This window comes from Cognatundibacterium rivi, from assembly GCF_018139565.1.
Lineage (GTDB): Bacteria > Pseudomonadota > Gammaproteobacteria > Burkholderiales > Burkholderiaceae_D > Undibacterium > Undibacterium rivi.
Window position 1 is genome coordinate 300,972 of record NZ_JAGSPK010000005.1, and the last position, 19,199, is coordinate 320,170.

Consider the following 19,199-nt stretch of genomic DNA (forward strand, 5'->3'; position numbering starts at 1 on the left):
AGTACAATTCCGGAAATTCATCTGGAATAAATATGACACTATTTCCGATCATCAAACGCGGCGCATTGACTTGCACGCTTGCACTGTTAAGTGCATGTTCCACTTATCATCCTTGGCAAAATGAAGTCGCCAAATCCACGTCTGCCTTAGCCCAACGAGAAGATCTGCTGGCAAACCGCCCCTCTATCGTCGCGGCGGTGACCTTATCCGGTGGTGGTGCCCGCGCTGCCGCTTTTGGTCTTGGCGTGATGCGAGAGTTGAAGGACACCAGTTTTCTCTGGGAAGGTAAAAGAACGACGATACTCGATAAGGTCGGACTGATCAGTGGCGTATCCGGCGGCAGTATTCTGGCAACCTATTACGCTGCGTTTGGTGATGAGACATTCACTCGCTTTGAATCTGAATTTTTACTGTCAAATTTTGAAAAAGGCTTGATTCGGACTGCATTTTCCCCCAGACAGATTTATCAGCTTGGCTCCCCATGGTATGGCCGCAGTCATGTTCTCGAAGAGCAACTCGATCATCTGTACCGCGGCATGACTTTTGGCGATCTACAGAAGAAACAGCATGTCAATGAATTGCTGGTCACCGCGACCGATCTGACGACGGGTGCGGGATTTGAATTCACACCGGAACAGTTCGCCTTGATTTGTTCCGATCTCGACAATGTGCCGCTCTCTTTCGCTGTGGCATCCTCATCCGCAGTACCGATAGTGCTGACGCCGCTGACCTTGCGCAATTACGCGAATAATTGTCCGGCAGCGTCTACCAACGCTTCCGCAGAGAAGAAAAAAGAGGATGAGGGCAATTACCGCTCGCGCATACTGAAAGCCAATGAAGCCAGTTACAAAGACGCCGCAGCGCGTCCCTATTTACATCTGGTCGATGGCGGGTTGACGGATAATCTGGGGGTCAGAGCAATGCTGGATCGCATCGTCGCGGAGGGCTCAGTACAGGAAAGTTTTCGTAAAGCCCCACCCGGCTCAATACGACGCATGATTCTGATCTCAATTAATTCCGAGCGCGACTTAGGTGAAAAAATAGATCAGAGCGATAAAGTACCGACGACAGGGCAAGTTGCAGACGCGTTGTTATTTGGCGTCGGTTCACGTGATACCAAGATCACACTGGGAATGTTAAACGACGACGTTGCGCGCTGGAAGCGGGAAATTATCGAAAATCGAGGCAAAAAAGACAGCCCTTTTTCAGCCGATGCAGAACTGCATCTGATTAACGTCAGCCTGCGCGACATTAAAGATCGTCATTTGCGTCAATCGCTGCTGCAAGTACCGACAGCATTCACGATTACGCCGGATTACGTCGAACAGCTACAAGCAGCCGGACGCGACGTGTTGCGACAATCTCCGGACTTCCAACGGGTTCTGGAAAGCCTCAGACAATCTGAGGGCACACCGTGACAGCAATCATACTTGCTGCCTTTATTCTCTTGGTTTCATTCGACATTCTCACTCTATATTGCATGCTCTGCTAAAGAGACATAGAAAGAGGCATAGCAAAATCACCATCAAAGCTCAGCAAATATCGATATATCAAAACAACATATAAGCAAATAAATACTAAGTAGTTTGGAATAGAGCTGAATTTCATTACGATCCCATGTACTTAATGTGGGGCGACATGAATTTAACTTATATATTTTCCGGTTTTGCAGTTGGCACACTGGTCGGACTGACAGGAGTCGGTGGCGGCTCGTTAATGACGCCCCTGTTAACCCTGTTGTTCGGCGTGTCCCCCACTGTTGCGGTGGGCACCGACCTGGCATTTGCCTCAATTACCAAGGCCACCGGCACATTTACCCACCGCTTGCGCGGCACCGTGGAATGGCGCGTTGTGCGCCTGCTGTGCTTAGGTGCCTTGCCTGCAGCGATCCTGGCTACCTTCGGCCTCAAGTATTTTGGCGGACTGAACAAAGAAATTGGCCAGGTCATCCGTTACTCTATCGCCGGCTCAGTATTATTGACTGTGATCGCTTTGCTATTCAAAAGCAAGATGCTGGCGTGGCTGAATGCGCATCCGGAAAAACAATTGCATGGGCACAAACTGGATGTCGCCACCATCTTTTCCGGTGCGCTACTCGGCACGCTGGTCACCATTTCTTCCATCGGTGCAGGAGCGATTGGCGCAACCTTGCTGGTCATGCTGTATCCGCGAATGTCGTCAGCACATATTGCCGGGACAGACATCGCCTATGCCGTTCCGCTGACAGCAATTGCCGCCTTCGGGCACTGGTGGCTGGGATCGATTGACTGGGCATTGCTGGGAGCATTACTGATCGGCTCCCTCCCCGGCATCACCATAGGCTCGCTCGCTGCACGGGCGGTGCCGGAAAAATTGTTACGTGGCATACTCGCGACAACGCTGACACTGGTTGCCGCCAAACTCATACTGTAATCAATCATTCAGACAGCGCGATCCAAAGCGTATTTTAAGGATAATAAAGATGTATCGTTACGACCAACACGATCACCAAATCATCAAAGAACGTATTGCGCAATATCGCGATCAGGTACGTCGCCGTCTCGCCAACGAATTGACAGAAGAAGAGTTCCTGCCTTTACGTTTACAAAATGGCCTATACCATCAGCGCCATGCGTACATGCTGCGTATAGCGGTACCGTATGGCATGCTGTCTTCGGATCAACTGCGCAAGTTTGCGTTTATCGCGCGTAAATATGATCGTGGTTATGGCCACTTCACGACACGTCAGAACATTCAGTTCAACTGGATTAATCTGGAAGACTCGCCAGCTATTCTGGAAGAATTAGCGACCGTGGAAATGCACGCGATTCAGACTTCCGGTAATTGCATGCGCAATATCACGTCCGACGAGTTTTCCGGTGTGGCTGCGGATGAGCTGATTGACCCGCGTCCGTATGCAGAAATTCTGCGTCAATGGACGACGTTCCATCCGGAATTTGCTTACCTGCCGCGTAAATTTAAAATTGCGATTAATGGTGCCAAAGAAGACCGCGCAGCGATTGCGGTGCATGACATCGGCCTGACAGTGGTACAGAACGATGCCGGTGAAATCGGCTTTAAAGTCATGGTCGGCGGTGGCATGGGTCGTACGCCTATCCTTGGTACCGTGATCCGTGATTTCCTGCCATGGCAGCATGTGATGACGTATCTGGAAGCGATACTGCGTATTTACAATCAATACGGTCGCCGTGACAACAAATACAAAGCACGCATCAAGATACTGGTGAAAGCGATAGGTGCCGATGTCTTTGCGCAGCAAGTGGAAGAAGAATGGGCGCAAATTAAAGATGGCCCGGCGACGCTGACCGAGGCGGAGTTCCGCCGTGTATCCTCTTATTTTACTGCGCCTGCCTACGCCAGCCTGCCGGCAAGCGATGCAGCTTACGAACAACATCAAGCAGATAACAAGGCCTTCGCTAACTGGGTCAAACGTAATGTAAAACCGCATAAAGTAGCGGGTTACGCGAGCGTTGTGCTGTCACTGAAAAAGCCCGGCGTTCCGCCTGGCGATGCGACGGCAGATCAGATGGACTTTGTGGCAGATCTGGCTGATCGTTACAGCTTTGGCGAACTGCGCGTCACACATGAGCAAAATCTGGTGCTGGCCGACGTGCAGCAATCAGCGCTGTTTGATCTGTGGCAAGAGGCAAAAGCGCATGGTCTGGCCACTCCGAATATTGGTCTGCTGACCGATATGATCTGCTGCCCGGGCGGCGATTTCTGCGCGCTGGCAAATGCGAAGTCGATTCCTATCGCCCTCGACATTACCGATCGTTTCAACGATCTGGATTACCTGCATGATATTGGTGATCTTGAATTGAATATGTCGGGTTGCATCAACGCCTGCGGCCATCACCACGTAGGCAACATCGGCATCCTCGGCGTCGATAAAGATGGCAGCGAATGGTATCAGGTATCCATAGGTGGTGCGCAAGGCAATAATGCGGCAATCGGTAAAATCATCGGGCCTTCGTTCTCTGCAGGGCAAATGCCGGAAGTGATTGATCGCATCATTCAGGTGTATATCCGTGACCGCGTTGATAAGGAGCGATTCATAGACACTGCACAACGCCTTGGCATCACGCCATTCAAAGACTTTGTGTATGCGACACCGATCAAAACAACCGAACACTATGGTGAAGACGCTGGTTCGCCGGTGGCTTATTAAACTGCGATAGAAGAAAGTAGATGATGCAAGAAATTATCAAAGACAAAGCCATCGTTCAGGATGACTGGACAGTATTGCGGCTGGCAGAAAATGAGACACCGGATGCAATCGATGTACCTGCAGGTAAAGTCATAGTACCGCTCAAAGTCTGGCTGTTACAACGAAACGTGCTCGAAAAGCGCGCAGATATTGGGGTTTGGTTTTCCAGCGACGAACAGGCAAAAGATTTAGAGGGCGACATTGCCCGCTTCAGCCTGCTCGCGGTGGATTTTCCTAAATTCTCTGACGGGCGCGGTTATTCCATCGCTTATAACCTGCGTTCACGCTTTGGCTTTAACGGTGAATTGCGCGCCATCGGCGACGTCTTGCGTGACCAGTTGTTCTATATGCAGCGCGTGGGCTTCAATGCCTTTGCCGTACGTGCCGACAAAAATATCCATGACGCGATCAAAGGGCTGACCGATTTCTCTGAAAAATATCAGACTTCATGGGATGAGAAAAATCCCTTGTTCCGTCGTGCTGAACGCACCGGAGTTGCCAAATGAGTGACTTTGAGGCACGTCTGGCCGCAACCAAAGCAACGCTGGAAGAAATTGCGGCAGAATTTACGCCAGCAGTTTTCGCATCGAGCCTGGCGGCAGAAGACATGGTGCTGACCGATCTCATTTTGCGCAACCAACTGAACATCGGTATATTTTCTCTGGAAACCGGTCGCCTGCACGCAGAAACACTGGGGATGCTGGATGCGGTTAAAAATACTTACGGTACTGCGATCACGCTATTCAAGCCGGAGGCCGCAGCCGTTGACGCTTATGTCCAGCAACACGGCTTGAATGCATTTTATGACAGCGTGGAAATGCGTAAAGAATGCTGCCGTATTCGTAAAGTCGAACCACTGAATCGTGCGCTTGCAGGAAACAAAGCCTGGGTAACCGGACAACGCCGTGCACAGGCAGCCACCCGTACCGAACTCGCGGTACAGGAAGATGACATCGCGCATGGCATGCAAAAATTCAACCCACTGGCAGATTGGTCTGAAGAAGACGTCTGGCACTATATCCGCAGCAATCAGGTGCCGTACAATCCGTTGCATGATAAAGGTTATCCTTCGATCGGGTGCGAGCCTTGCACACGTGCAATACAGCCGGGTGAAGATGTCCGCGCAGGTCGCTGGTGGTGGGAAAATCCTGAATCAAAAGAATGTGGTTTGCATGTCGTCGATGGCAAACTGATCCGCATAAAATCGGCAAACTAAACAAGCAAACGAGCAAGCGGGCTAAAACTGCAGACCCTGAGTTTACAAAGAAACGAGAAGTGATCATGAATACTGTCGTCGAACACCATTTTATTGATGCTGCGAGTAATCGTCATCTGGACTGGCTGGAATCTGAAGCCATCCACATCATGCGCGAAGTCGCTGCTGAATGCAGTAACCCTGCGCTCTTATTTTCCGGTGGCAAAGACTCCATCGTCTTACTGCGTCTGGCGGAAAAAGCATTCCGCCCGGGTAAATTTCCGTTTCCGCTGGTGCATATCGATACTGGCCATAACTTCCCTGAAGTAATCGCCTTTCGCGACAAACGCGTCGCTGAACTCGGCGAGCGGCTGATCGTTGGTTCGGTCGAAGAATCCATCAAGCGTGGCACCGTGCGCTTGCGCAATCCGGCAACTGATTCACGCAACGCGGCCCAGGCAGTAACACTGCTGGAAACGATCGCTGAGCACAAATTCGACGCCTGCATTGGTGGCGCCCGCCGCGATGAAGAAAAAGCGCGTGCGAAAGAACGCATTTTTTCTTTCCGTGATGAGTTCGGTCAATGGAACCCGAAAGCGCAGCGCCCTGAATTATGGGATTTGTATAACACCCGCGTACATCCGGGTGAAAACATGCGCGTCTTCCCGATTTCAAACTGGACCGAGCTCGACGTCTGGCAATACATCGCACGTGAAAAACTCGAACTGCCGCAAATATATTTCGCCCACGAACGCCAGGTCATCCCGCGCAATGGCTTGCTGGTGCCGCTGACCGATCTGACGCCGCCGCGTGAAGGCGAAACTGTAGAAACACAGATCGTGCGTTTCCGTACCGTCGGCGATATTTCCTGCACCTGCCCGGTCTCGTCCGATGCCGCGACAGTCGAAGCGATTATTGCGGAAACAGCGATCACACAAATTACCGAACGCGGCGCAACCCGCATGGATGACCAGACATCAGAAGCATCGATGGAAAAACGTAAAAAAGAAGGATATTTCTAATGAGTGCCGTTGAACAAATAAACGCCAATGTCAATAAAGAACGCGGCTTGTTACGTTTCATCACGGCAGGTTCAGTTGATGATGGCAAGAGCACTTTAATCGGTCGTCTGCTCTTCGACAGCAAAGGTATCTTTGCGGATCAACTCGATGCAATTTCCCGCGCCAAACATAAGCGCACTGTCGGGGACACGATAGACCTTTCTTTACTGACCGATGGTCTGGAAGCGGAACGCGAACAAGGCATTACAATTGATGTCGCCTACCGTTATTTCGCAACCCCTAAACGTAAATTCATCATCGCGGACACACCGGGTCACGAGCAATACACACGCAACATGGTGACAGGTGCATCGACTGCAGATGCCGTCATTATTCTGGTCGATGTCTCGAAAGTGAAGCTGAATGCGGATGGCAGCGTTGATCTGCTGGTGCAAACCAAACGCCATTCAACGATCGCCCATTTACTCAAGATTGAACATGTGATCGTTGCGGTCAATAAAATGGATCTGGTCAACTATGATCAGAGCGTCTATGACCGCATCGTCGCCGAATACAAGAAATTCGCAACACAGTTAGGGCTGACCGATATTCATGCAGTGCCTTTGTCCGCACTGGCAGGTGATAACGTAGTCACGGCGACCGATAAAATGCCCTGGTATCAGGGACCAACACTGATTGACCTGCTGGAATCACTCAGCGTCTACGATGCCAGCCATGATGAACCGTTCCGTTTTCCGGTGCAACTGGTGGCACGTCACAACGGCCATGAAGCAAACGACTTCCGCGGTTATATGGGACGCATAGAAGCAGGTAAAGTCAGCAAAGGCGACACACTGATCGTTCAACCGGGCGGCCAGACTGGCACAGTCAAAGACATACTGACGCTGGATGGCTCACTGGATACCGCAGTTGTGGGCCAGTCGGTGACGATACTGTTGAATGAATATCTGGATATTTCCCGCGGCGACATGCTGGCCGGTGCGGATCGTCCGGCAACGCTGTTAAAAACAGTTAAAGCAGATTTATGCTGGCTGTCAGAAGATGCACTGGATGTTCGTCGCAAATACTGGCTCAAACATACAACCCGGCAAGTTTCTGCCAGAGTGACTGCAGTCGATACGCTGCTCGACATCAATACACAGCAACGCCACCAGGCTGACAGTCTGAAACTGAACGATATTGCGACGGTCTCCATCAATGTTCAGCAAGCGTTGGCTGCCGATGCCTATGATGATTTACGTTCGACCGGTGCATTCATTCTGATTGATGAAGTAACGCACCAGACGGTCGCCGCTGGCATGATTCGCCTGGAAGCTTGACGCTATGACTGCGCCATACGGTAAGGTCTATCTGATTGGTGCGGGACCGGGTGCCGCTGACCTGATCACGGTTCGCGGTGCACGCCTGCTGGCGAGCGCAGATGTCGTGCTGTATGACGCTTTAGTCACCAGTGAAATGCTGGAACTATGCCAGCAAGCAATCAAAATCCCCGTTGGCAAACGCAGTGGTCAGCGTTCAGCTGCACAGGAACATATCAACCAGCAATTGGTTGAGTGTGCCAGTAAATACGCGCTGGTTGTACGCCTGAAAGGTGGTGATCCTATGCTGTTTGGACGTGCGGATGAAGAGCTGACCACATTAGAATCAGCAGGGATTTCATACGACATTGTTCCGGGCATAACAACAGCGTTAGCTGCTGCGGCCAGTGTCCGGCAACCGCTGACCAAACGTGGAGTTGCACGCAGTGTCGCCTTATTTACCTCAAGCACGGCGCCGGGAGAAACGGCAGATACCCGCATTCCTGAATGCGACACCTTGGTTCAGTATATGGGTGGCCGCGAGGCGATGCTGACCGCACAGCGTATGCTGGATGCAAATTTCCCAGCCAGTTTACCTGTCGTCATCGTTGAAAACTGCAGCCGGGAAAATGAGCGTCAACTGACTCTAAGCCTCGGTGAATTAGCCGGTGGATTGCCCGCCTGCAGTGGCCCTGTGCTGGTCATGATGGGAGAAGCCATGCGCCCCCGCAAAGCTCAGCAATAATTAGCTACCCGCAATATGCCGGCAATGCCGACATATTGCTTATAGTTGCCTGAGGCAATAATCGCGGATTGCAGTTAACACAGTCTCATCCTCGCCAACAGCCGTTGATAAAGTCAACGCAAGTGCAGGAAATTCACCGCGTAATTGATCCAGCAATACCGGTAAATCGCGTAAGACGTGACCGCCCTGCCCCAGAAAAATCGGCGTGACCGTGATATTGCGAATTCCTTCTTCTGTCAGGCGGCGCACAAGTTCAGGTAAAGCTGGCGACATGAATTCTAAAAAAGCCAGCTCCACACTGATATCCGGAGAGGCTTCCTGGGTCATTTTTTGTAAGCGCTGAAACGGACCAGCCCAGCGTGGGTCGCGGGCGCCATGCGCGAAAAGTATCAATGCCGACGTTTTATTCATCAGTTTCTTTCAACATAGCGCAAGCCTGCCAGCGCCAACCCTAAAAATAAAATACTCGGCACCAGAGCAGTCACGGCAGCAGGCCAGGTATTCAATAAACCGATATGTGAAAATAAGCTGTTAATCAGGTAAAACACCATGCCTATCATGATGCCGCTGAATATCTTCAGGCTGATACCTCCGCTGCGCACATGCAGATACGCAAACGGCAATGCTAAGGCCATCATCACCAGCGTTGCAAACGGATAGGTCACTTTCTTCCAGAATGCAATTTCGTAACGCTCACTATCTTGTTTATTGTCGTTCAAGTGCTGCGTATATGCAGCCAGATCGACCGCCGACATACGATCCGGATCGGCAAACAAGACAGAAAGTATGTCAGGCGTCACCTCAGAAACCACATCGCGACTACTTAATGCCTGACTCTTAACGTTGGCAATATCTTCGGCAGATAAAGTTCGGGGAAATGAAGTCTCGATCACATCTGACAAGCGCCAGACGTTCTTACCCTGATACTCCGCACTTTTAGCCGTCACTTCGCGGGCCAGATGAAAGTTTTTATCAAACTCAAACATCTTCACATCTTTCAATTGGCGATCAGGCAGAATTTCTCTGACATTCAGAAAGCGCGAACCGATCACTTCGCCGCTCAGACCATTTTCACGGATCAGATCTTTGGTCCACAGGCCAGTTCTGAATTGCTGCGTTTCTGAAGCACCGATGGCTGTCAGTTTGATGCGCTCGGCCAGCTTGGTCGAATATGGTGCGATCACCTCTCCAAACAGAAAGGTCAGCGCAACGAATACCAGGCCAATTTTGATTAATATCGTTCCTGCCATCACCGTTGACATACTCGCTGCCCGCATGATGGTGAATTCAGAATTCGATGCAAACTGCGCCAGTACATAAATCGTTCCGATTAAAACTGCAATCGGCATAAATTCGTAGATGTACCCCGGCATACCAAGAGTCACATACAAAAGTGCGTGTTGCAAACGATATCCACCTTTATTCACTGATGGCAATTCGCTCATCAGATCAAAAAAGGAAAACAAGGCAAGCAAAGCAACCATCACGAACAAAACGGCGCGCACAATCTCTACCGAAAAATATTTTTGCAGGATTCTCATGCAACGCTTTCTTTCTCTTTACTACGTAAACAAGCCTTACCTCTGGACCACAATACCAGAGGATGCCAGCGGTGATTGACCTCGATACGCCAGAAGAACAACACAAATGTCATAATGATCGCAATCAGATGCACGGGCCACCAAGCAACAGAAAATTCTATACGCCCCTGCGACACCATCGCCTGAAAAATATTGACGACGTTCAGATAGATAATCACCACCAACAAGGCGACAATTAAATTTGCTGAACGCCCCACGCGGGGATTCACATACCCCAGAGGAATCGCTAATAACATCAACGCCATACACATCAATGGCAATGAAATCCGCCACAAAAATTCTGCTTTTTTATTCGCATCTGGCTTGTCAAGCAAGACAGTCAGCGGCATCGATTTCGCAGACTGATCGCCGACGATGGTGCCGTTCTGACTGGAGACGAGGACACCATATTTTTCGAACTGCATCATTTGAAAATCAGGCGCTGTAGGCAAACCATCGTAACGGCGCCCCTGACTCATCACCAGAAATTTATCGCCATATTTATCGATCTCTATCATGCCTTCTTTGGCGACAACCACACTCGATTTTCCATCGCGGACGGTATTAATAAAAATATTTTGCACCTTACTCAGATCGCCTGCGACTTCTTCGACGAAAAACACACGATCCGAAGACGATGATTCCTGAAACTTACCGGGCGAGACTTTGGCAATATCCGAGCGTTTATCGTAGCGTTCGCGAAATTCCACACTTTGCTGGTTCGCCCACGGAGTGACGATAAAACTGAGCAAGCCTGTCAATACTATCCACGGCATGCCAAAGCGTAAGACTGGCCCTATCCATTGGCGCAAACTCAGCCCTGAGGCAAACCAGACCACCATTTCAGAATCCTGATAGGCCCTTGTCACCACCAGCAGCACAGAGATAAACCCGGTCAGGATCAACAGAATCGGCATATTCATTAGCGACGTGAAGGCGATCAAGGCGAGTACGTCACCAGATGCAACTTTTCCACCGGCTGCTTGTCCGAGTATTTTGATGAGCATCACCGTAATCGTGATGACGAAGAGTGTTGCAAAGACGGCGCCTGCTGCACTGAGTAATTCGCGTCTGAGCGAGCGTTGAAAAATCATGGGAGGGATTATAATGCCTGTTTTACGAGACTTACCAAGAGGAGTAATAAGTGGACTTTAGCATAAAAACAATCGACGCAAAAAGTGCCTCAACTGCCTACAAGGCGGTGAAGACTGCCTGTATCGTCGTCGGCGTATTCGAAAATAAAAAACTGTCTGCCGCAGCTGCAAATCTGGACAAGCAAGGCGTTATCGCCTCAGCATTGAAATCCGGTGATATCAGCGGCAAACCGGGTTCCTCATTATTGCTCCGCAACGTTGCAGACACGGCAGCGGAACGGGTTTTACTTGTTGGTCTTGGTGACGCTGCTGATACTGTCGCAGAAAAAGCGTTTCAGCAAGCTGTGCAAGCTGCGGCTCGCAGTTTAGCAAATCTTGGTGCAAATGATGTCGTTATTGCGCTGCCGGAAGTAAAAGATCGTGATATTTCATGGTCTGTGCGCACAACCGTTCTGGCTTTCCGCGAAAGTACTTTCCGTACTGATGGATTAAAAAGCAAAAAAGACACGGCAACTACCGGCGTCAAAAAAATCGCGATTGCTGTCAATGCCACACAAGCTGCAGCAGCTAAAACCGCTTTATTGCAAAGCGAGGCAATGGCGAATGGCATGGATCTGACCAAAGAACTGGGTAATCTTCCGCCAAACATCTGCACACCAACTTATCTGGCGACCACTGCCAGAAAAATTGCGACCGATTATAAAATGGTTGCAGAAATACTGGATCGCAAACAGATTCAAGCGCTCAAAATGGGCAGCTTCCTGTCAGTCACCAACGGCACAGTCGAGCCACCTAAATTTATTGTACTGAAACACAATGGCGGTAAAGCCAAAGACGCTCCAGTGGTATTAGTAGGTAAAGGCATCACATTTGACTCTGGCGGTATTTCCCTGAAACCCGGCGCTGGCATGGATGAAATGAAATACGATATGGGCGGCTCTGCGTCAGTACTCGGTACGATGCGTGCTATCGGTGAAATGAACCTGAAACTGAACGTCGTCGCCATTATCCCAACCTGCGAAAACATGCCTTCCGGTAGTGCCACCCGTCCTGGTGACATCGTCACATCGATGTCCGGTCAGACAATTGAAATACTGAATACGGATGCCGAAGGTCGCCTGATTTTATGTGATGCACTGACTTACGCTGAGCGTTTCAAACCAGCCGCTGTCATTGACGTAGCCACACTGACTGGCGCTTGTGTTACTGCGCTTGGCCACCATAATTCCGGCTTATTCACACGTCATGATGATGCGCATGACAAGCTGGCAGCAGAATTGCTGGCAGCCGGTAAGCAAACCGGAGACACTGCATGGCGTATGCCGATTGAAGAAGCCTATAACGAGCAACTGAAATCGAACTTTGCCGATATGGCCAATATCGGTGGCCCGGCTGGCGGCAGTATTACAGCAGCCTGCTTCCTTGAGCGCTTCACCCGCAAATATACCTGGGCGCATCTGGACATCGCAGGTACGGCATGGAAATCCGGCGCGGCGAAAGGTTCAACCGGACGTCCTGTGCCCTTACTCACTACGTTCCTGATCAACCGCGCAGCCTGATGAGATAATCACTCACTGTTTGCGTTACGCTTGAAATACGGACAGGCCGTGCTCTGAATACCATCCAGAGTACGGCTTTCTTTTTTATTTATATAAAGTGCCATGAAACTAACTACCTGGAATGTGAATTCCCTGAAAGTCAGATTGCCTCAAGTCTTGCAATGGCTGGAGACCAATCCTGTCGATGTACTGTGCATACAGGAAACCAAACTGACAGACGATAAGTTTCCGCAGGCAGAAATTGAGGCTGCCGGTTATCACGTCGCTTTTACAGGACAAAAGACGTATAACGGCGTGGCAATTTTATCCAGGCATCCGATGTCGGATATACAAAAAAACAATCCTCAGTTTGAAGACGAACAGCAAAGAATCATTGCCGCGACAATACAAGGTATGCGTATTATTTGCGCCTACGTGCCGAATGGTCAGGCATTGGATTCGGATAAATTTCAGTACAAACTGCAGTGGCTGGCGTCACTGAAAAACTGGGTAGGTGAAGAATTGCAGCGTTATCCTGAACTCGCTTTACTCGGTGATTACAATATCGCCCCGGAAGATCGTGACGTGCATGACCCGGCGGCATGGGAGGGCATGAATCTGGTCTCACCGGAAGAACGTGCGGCACTACAAGCCTTGCTGGACTTAGGGCTAACGGATAGTTTCAGACAATTTGATCAACCTGAAAAATCATACAGCTGGTGGGACTATCGTGCGCTGGGATTCAGACTGAACAAAGGTCTGCGCATCGACCATATTTTGTTATCAAAACCTCTGGCTATGCGTTGTACTGCATGTGCCATCGACAGAATTCCACGTAAATGGGAGCAACCATCCGATCATGCGCCAGTGGTCGCTACCCTTAGTTAATTCAGATCAGTGAAGCTTAAGCATCATTAAGAACGATTTATTCGTCGTAATCGAGCTTTGGGGTACGGGAATATGCAGCCCCTTTAGTCACCAATGCAGGGCGCACGGCAGCGTGGCCCTGTTCCATACGAAACGCGGACATCGCCGTTTTCAACAGATTTGCCTGCTCCTCAAGAGATCCGGCTGCTGCCGCAGCCTGTTCAACCAGTGCCGCATTTTGTTGCGTCGCTTCATCCATGTTCGCCAGAGCCAGATTGACTTGCTGAATGCCATCACTTTGCTCGGCAGATGCTGACGTAATCTCAGAAATAATCGCTGCAACCTGATCAACAGCAGAGACTATCCTGATCATCGATTCACCTGCTTTATCCACCAGTTCCGAGCCCTCGGTAACTTTACTGACTGAATCGTCAATCAGGTTTTTTATCTCCTGCGCTGCTGCTGCGCTACGTTGTGCAAGCGTACGGACTTCGCTGGCGACAACGGCAAATCCACGCCCCTGTTCTCCCGCACGAGCGGCTTCCACCGCTGCATTCAGTGCCAGAATATTCGTTTGGAACGCAATCCCTTCAATCACACTGATAATATCGACAATCTTGCGGGAGCTGTCAGAAATTCCTTGCATGGTAGTGACGACACGACTGACGACTTCACCCCCTTGCGTTGCGACATCGGATGCATTCACCGCCATGCGGTTAGCTTCCCGCGCATTGTCGGCGTTATTTTTGACTGCGGCGGTTAACTCTTCCATGCTTGCGGAAGTTTCTTCGAGTGAGGATGCCTGTTGCTCAGTGCGCCCGGATAAATCCATGTTTCCAGTCGCTATCTCAGTCGCGCCGACAGTAATCGATTCGGTCGCCTTACGGACATCCACCACCATGACGCGCAATTGCTCAAGAAAGCGATTAAAAGCATCCGCCGTTTGCGCCACTTCATCCTCCCCTTCGACCTCAATTTTGCGACTCAGATCGCCGCCCCCTGCGGCAATATCCGACATTGCGTCACGCACGCGTTGCAAACCAGACATCATGCGACCAACCAGCCATGCGGATAGCGGCAGCATCACGCCCAACAACACGGCAAGAACCCCCGCCGCAATCATCAACAACTGATCTAATGAAGCAAGCGCTTTGTTCTTATCCACCACCAGCGCGAGGTACATATCGGAACCACTGATAGGCTGTAAGAACAAAAAGTTCGTTTTACCGGCAATCTCGACCTGCGTTGGATCAGTTCTCTTCGCCAGGCTGCTCAAATTATCCAGATTCAGTTCGGCAGCAATATCTTTCGCTGGCTTTAATACTTTTGTCTGGTCAGCATGTGCCAGAACCTGCCCTGACTTGTCCAGTAAAAACGCATAGCCGTCACCCGCTAGTTTGATAGTCAGAATCTGCTCAACAATTTTTGTCAGAAAAACGTCTGCGGCAACAACGCCAGCCTCGCCACCATTCACAGGTGCCGCAAATGAAATCATTAAGCCAGGAGGATTGACGCCCATATAAGCGGACGTAACAATCGGTTTTTTTGCCTCCATTGCCGCTTTGTACCATGGGCGCACCGTTGGATCGTAGCCAGCCGGAGGAGGATTCGCAGGGAAATTCGTAAATGTCTTATCTGGCTGACCAAGATAGACGCTTAAAAAGTTACCGCCACGGCTCACCATTTTCAAACTGGCCTGTAAGTCGTTACCTTCCGCCAGGCCTTTAGATAAACTATCGACCAGAGAGGTATTGACCTGAATCCAGTTACTCAGGACACCGTTGTAGCTGGAGGCGACGCTACGAATTTCATTACTCAGATCGTTCTCGATTTGAGCCTTCATCCTGAGGTAGCTGCCGATGGTCAGCACCGCTGTACACAGCGTTACAAGCAAGGCAATGACGACAATCAGTCTGGTTTTAAGTGACTTCATCTGACGTACTCCATTCATGATCAAACAAGAAACAGTATTTCGGACAGCAAGCGGAGTGGATGAATCCGCCTCATAGCGTGATTAATACTACTCTTCAAGTATTAAAACGATGAGAATTTTCCAGAAGAAACTGTTGTTCGTATTGTCAAAGAATGTTAAGACTCAGGATAGGTAAAAAAAACCATCCATCGCAAAACTACTTACCCACTTATTTTATGAATATTACGTCAACTGACAGACTGGTCATCAGACTATTTGACACAAACGATGCAGCCTTTGTGCTGGAATTGCTCAACGATCCGAGCTGGATCAAAAATATTGGCGATCGGGGCATCCGTAATCTCGATCAGGCCAGCGACTGGATATTAACGAAACCACTGGAAAGCCAGTCCAGATGCGGTTTTAGTTTTTATGTAGTAACACTTAAAGATTCGGGTGTCGCAATAGGCATCTGCGGCCTGATCAAACGCGAGACGCTGAAAGATGTGGATATCGGCTATGCATTTTTACCTCGTTACAGCGGACAGGGCTATGCCATCGAAGCGGCAAAAGCGACGATGAGACATGCTGAGCGGGATTTAGGCTTGAAAAAACTGGCTGCGATTACATCGCCAGACAATATCAAATCAAATAGTTTGCTCAAAAAAATGGGATTTGTTTTAGAAAAAGTGCTGGTACTTCCGGGGGAGGAACGAGAAACAAATTTATATGCTTATCGCTTCCCCGCTTTGGAATAACGACGTATTGACTTGCGGATTACAAAAAGCGATCCAGAATTTTCCGGCTGAGTTTATCCACACTGAACATATCGCGAATTAAAAACTGGATGCCATGATTATCGGTAATCAGCAACGATGTGCTACCGATACGGCGAATATCTTCGTCGCCTTTCAACACAAATGCTGTATCACCGCGGTCAGTACGAACCGTCCAGGTACACGGTAACGCAAAGCTGGAGACATCCAGAATCTGTTGAATTTCTGGCATAAATTCACGCCCTTCAAGCTCTTCGAGCACCAGCGTTCTCGTGGTATCGGACAAATCGGATAACTGGTCTATCCACGCGACCTCGCGCCCATCCCCCATCACCATAGAAATGCTCATTAATGGTGACTGAATCGGAAATGCCCTTACTGGACTGACATCTTCAAATACCTCACCGTCGCTGCTGGTCAGGATGAGTTTTCCAAAAGTGTTGCGTTGTAACTCGAATTTACTCGTAGCCATGCTGATTATTCTTCCTCAACCAATTCTGCGTTTCTGGCCTGCGCCTGATACAAATCGTAGTAAGCCCCCTGCTTCGCCATTAATTCATCATGACTGCCGACTTCAACGACCTGTCCGCGATCCAGTACAACCAACCGGTCTGCTTTATGCAGAGTGGACAAACGATGAGCAATCGCGATGGTGGTGCGCCCCTGCACCAGATTATCAAGCGCTTTTTGTATTTCTTTTTCTGTTTGCGAATCAACGGACGATGTCGCTTCGTCCATAATCAATATCCGAGGATCAATCAGCAGCGCACGCGCGATCGAAATCCGTTGCCGCTCGCCGCCTGATAAACCCTGGCCACGTTCACCAACCATGGAATCGTATCCTTGTGGCAAACGCAATATAAATTCATGTGCATGAGCCGCTCTTGCGGCAGCGATAATTTCATCTCTCGTCGCATGCGGTTTGCCGTAAGCAATATTCTCTGCAATCGTGCCGAAGAACAAGAAAGGCTCTTGCAACACAAGGCCGATATTGCGACGATAATCCGATACTGCAAAAGACCGGATATCGACGCCATCGAGCAAAATTGCGCCTTCGGAAACATCGTAAAACCTGCAAATCAGATTCACCAGCGTGCTCTTGCCTGAGCCACTGTGACCGACCAGTCCTATCATTTCCCCCGGTTTAATCGTTAAACTGATGCCGCGGTTAACGGCACGATTGCCGTAGCGGAAACCGACTTCTCTTAACTCGATCTGCCCCTTGATTTCCTTCACTTTGACTGGTTGCTGCGGGTCAGGTACGCTAGATACATGGTCCAGAATGTCAAAAATACGCTTGGCTGCAGATGCTGATTTCTGCGTCACCGACACGATGCGGCTCATAGAATCAATACGCCCATAGAAGTTACTGATGAAAGCCACCGCTGCAACCAGCGCACCGACCGTAATTTCTTCATGGGCGACCTGCCAGATACCGAAAGCCCAGACCACCAGAATCCCCAGATCGGTCAGGAAAGAAACCGTTGGCGAGAACAGTGACCAGACTTTATTCAGACGGTCATTCACCGCCAGATTATGTTTATTCGCCTCGCGGAAACGACTCGCTTCACGCTGCTCCTGCGCAAAAGCCTTCACCACGCGAATACCAGGTATGGTATCGGCCAGCACATTGGTCACCTCGCCCCAGACCCGATCTATCTTCTCGAAGCCGGTACGCAATTTATCCCGCACCAGATGGATCATCCAGGCGATAAACGGCAATGGCAATAAAGTCACCAGCGCCAGCTTGGTATTAATCTGTAACAGCGCGACTGCGGTCATGAAGAACATCAGCACATCGGTCGCAAAATCGAGTAAATGCAGAGACAGATATACACAGATACGATCACTCTCGCTACCAATACGCGACATCAGGTCGCCGGTGCGTTTGCCACCAAAGTATTCGAGCGATAATTTCAACAAATGCTCATAGGTGGCAGTACGCAGATCAGCGCCGATGCGCTCAGATACCAGCGCAAGGATGTAAGTCTTGCCCCAGCTCAGCAGCCAGGCAACGACTGCCGATCCCAGCAAGCCGCCGATATACAGGTACACCAGTTGAGGATCGACAAATTCCTTGTGCTGAAACGGAATCAGTACTTCATCGGTGAGCGGCTTGGTCAGGTAACGCGGAATCATGTGCGCAGCAGTTCCCAGCAGCATCAATGCGAAACCAATGAATAACTGCACACGATAAGGATGAGCGAAGCGCCAGAGACGCAGCAAGGTCCAGGTTGAAGGAGGGGTATAAACCACCTTAGTACAGACCGGGCACTCTTCCTGATCCGGCTCCAACACCGCTTTACAGCTCGGGCAAATGTTCTGTTCCGCCCGGATCACAGGCTGCCCCGTCAGAACGCTTTGCAATTGTTCATTGAAATGATCCAGCAGCCGGATCGCATGCAGATTCTGTCCCAGCGTAAAGCGCCAGCTTGCCAGCAAACCCTGCCCATCCGTCAGCTTTAAATGCCCTACTCCGGCGTGATCATGATGCGTGAGAGAAAGGCCGGGTCTGTAATCCCAGCTTTGCCAGGTCGTCCCGCCTGCCGGAAGTGTACGAATACCTTTATCGGTAACGACAATCAGACCTTTCACAAAGTGCAGCTTATTGTCGAGGTCAACCTCAAAAGCACTTAAAACGTTTTCACTTTCAGTCATTTGCTTGCTCAGCTCATTTTGCCATTGCGGGGAAATCGACAAAACTGACTGCTCGGAACTGATTTTTGTTGTGGTCATTGTGAAGCAAACTCCGGCTCAAGAGCGTGTCCTGTAAGATAAAACAAGGACTGAATTTTTGAAAAAAACGATTACTTGAATCCGTTAGAGGCGCAAGCCGTATCACGGAAGCAGCAATTTACGGTATTCTATCGAAAGAAGAATAATCAGATGAAACTGATCAAGAGGATTAATGCTGTTTGCGCTAAAGCGCAAGTATATCAGTAAGACCGTCTTTCTATTCTGCTTT

General features: G+C 49.9%; 17 protein-coding genes. 11 read left to right on the forward strand and 6 right to left on the reverse strand.

The genetic code is table 11. The features are described 5' to 3' along the window. Positions 1–32 precede the first annotated feature (32 nt). The 8 genes from KDM87_RS14800 (at position 33) to cobA (ending at position 8,467) form a co-directional block, all read left to right on the forward strand. Positions 33–1,418 (forward strand): patatin-like phospholipase family protein, encoded by a 1,386-nt coding sequence (locus tag KDM87_RS14800; RefSeq protein WP_212679793.1) that lies wholly within the window; start codon positions 33–35, stop codon positions 1,416–1,418. A gap of 220 nt (positions 1,419–1,638) precedes the next feature. Beyond that, positions 1,639–2,412 carry a sulfite exporter TauE/SafE family protein gene (locus tag KDM87_RS14805; protein ID WP_212679794.1) on the forward strand — a complete coding sequence of 258 codons (774 nt, stop codon included), beginning with the start codon at positions 1,639–1,641 and terminating at the stop codon, positions 2,410–2,412. A 49-nt stretch (positions 2,413–2,461) separates the two neighbouring features. After that, entirely contained in the window at positions 2,462–4,168 is a 1,707-nt protein-coding gene (locus KDM87_RS14810) for a nitrite/sulfite reductase (protein ID WP_212679795.1), read from the forward strand. 23 nt (positions 4,169–4,191) lie between these two features. Continuing rightward, positions 4,192–4,713 (forward strand): DUF934 domain-containing protein, encoded by a 522-nt coding sequence (locus KDM87_RS14815; RefSeq protein WP_190480920.1) that lies wholly within the window; start codon positions 4,192–4,194, stop codon positions 4,711–4,713. After that, positions 4,710–5,423: a phosphoadenylyl-sulfate reductase gene (locus tag KDM87_RS14820; RefSeq protein ID WP_190480854.1), complete on the forward strand. Its 714-nt coding sequence runs from the start codon at positions 4,710–4,712 to the stop codon at positions 5,421–5,423. The genes KDM87_RS14815 and KDM87_RS14820 overlap by 4 nt, the downstream gene beginning before the upstream one ends. A 65-nt stretch (positions 5,424–5,488) precedes the next feature. Further along, positions 5,489–6,424 carry a sulfate adenylyltransferase subunit CysD gene (gene cysD, locus KDM87_RS14825; protein ID WP_186885668.1) on the forward strand — a complete coding sequence of 312 codons (936 nt, stop codon included), beginning with the start codon at positions 5,489–5,491 and terminating at the stop codon, positions 6,422–6,424. Then, positions 6,424–7,743 (forward strand): sulfate adenylyltransferase subunit 1, encoded by a 1,320-nt coding sequence (locus KDM87_RS14830; protein WP_212679796.1) that lies wholly within the window; start codon positions 6,424–6,426, stop codon positions 7,741–7,743. The genes cysD and KDM87_RS14830 overlap by 1 nt, the downstream gene beginning before the upstream one ends. 4 nt (positions 7,744–7,747) lie before the next feature. Continuing rightward, positions 7,748–8,467, forward strand: coding sequence for a uroporphyrinogen-III C-methyltransferase (cobA, locus tag KDM87_RS14835; RefSeq protein WP_212679797.1), 720 nt, complete (start codon positions 7,748–7,750; stop codon positions 8,465–8,467). A 39-nt stretch (positions 8,468–8,506) separates the two neighbouring features. Here cobA and KDM87_RS14840 read toward each other — a convergent pair whose 3' ends face one another. Genes KDM87_RS14840 through lptF form a run of 3 tightly spaced genes read right to left on the reverse strand, consistent with a single transcriptional unit; the run spans position 8,507 to position 11,141 of the window. Beyond that, positions 8,507–8,878 carry a sirohydrochlorin chelatase gene (locus KDM87_RS14840; protein ID WP_212679798.1) on the reverse strand — a complete coding sequence of 124 codons (372 nt, stop codon included), beginning with the start codon at positions 8,876–8,878 and terminating at the stop codon, positions 8,507–8,509. After that, a complete protein-coding gene (gene lptG, locus KDM87_RS14845; RefSeq protein WP_212679799.1) occupies positions 8,878–10,008 on the reverse strand; it encodes an LPS export ABC transporter permease LptG in 1,131 nt (376 codons plus the stop codon). Before lptG ends, KDM87_RS14840 begins: the two co-directional genes overlap by 1 nt. Then, the gene (lptF, locus tag KDM87_RS14850) at positions 10,005–11,141 is read right to left on the reverse strand and encodes an LPS export ABC transporter permease LptF (RefSeq protein ID WP_212679800.1); all 1,137 of its coding nucleotides are present in this window, start codon (positions 11,139–11,141) and stop codon (positions 10,005–10,007) included. The genes lptG and lptF overlap by 4 nt, the downstream gene beginning before the upstream one ends. Positions 11,142–11,191: 50 nt before the next feature. Between lptF and KDM87_RS14855 the strand changes: the two genes are divergently transcribed. Then, the gene (locus KDM87_RS14855; protein ID WP_212679801.1) at positions 11,192–12,700 is read left to right on the forward strand and encodes a leucyl aminopeptidase; all 1,509 of its coding nucleotides are present in this window, start codon (positions 11,192–11,194) and stop codon (positions 12,698–12,700) included. A 102-nt stretch (positions 12,701–12,802) separates the two neighbouring features. After that, positions 12,803–13,567: an exodeoxyribonuclease III gene (gene xth / locus KDM87_RS14860; protein WP_212679802.1), complete on the forward strand. Its 765-nt coding sequence runs from the start codon at positions 12,803–12,805 to the stop codon at positions 13,565–13,567. Between the two features lie 37 nt (positions 13,568–13,604). On the opposite strand, the gene KDM87_RS17975 is transcribed toward xth, so the two are convergent. Then, positions 13,605–15,479 carry a methyl-accepting chemotaxis protein gene (locus tag KDM87_RS17975; RefSeq protein WP_212679803.1) on the reverse strand — a complete coding sequence of 625 codons (1,875 nt, stop codon included), beginning with the start codon at positions 15,477–15,479 and terminating at the stop codon, positions 13,605–13,607. Between the two features lie 215 nt (positions 15,480–15,694). On the opposite strand from KDM87_RS17975, the gene KDM87_RS14870 reads away from it, so the two are divergent. Then, the gene (locus tag KDM87_RS14870; RefSeq protein WP_212679804.1) at positions 15,695–16,216 is read left to right on the forward strand and encodes a GNAT family N-acetyltransferase; all 522 of its coding nucleotides are present in this window, start codon (positions 15,695–15,697) and stop codon (positions 16,214–16,216) included. 19 nt (positions 16,217–16,235) lie between these two features. Here the strand turns inward: KDM87_RS14870 and KDM87_RS14875 are convergent, their stop codons facing one another. Both KDM87_RS14875 and KDM87_RS14880 read right to left on the reverse strand, forming a co-directional pair. Beyond that, on the reverse strand, positions 16,236–16,706 hold the full coding sequence (locus tag KDM87_RS14875) for a cyanophycin metabolism-associated DUF1854 family protein (RefSeq protein WP_212679805.1): 471 nt from the start codon (positions 16,704–16,706) through the stop codon (positions 16,236–16,238). A 5-nt stretch (positions 16,707–16,711) separates the two neighbouring features. Continuing rightward, entirely contained in the window at positions 16,712–18,970 is a 2,259-nt protein-coding gene (locus tag KDM87_RS14880) for a cyanophycin metabolism-associated ABC transporter (protein ID WP_212679806.1), read from the reverse strand. Positions 18,971–19,199: the final 229 nt, after the last annotated feature.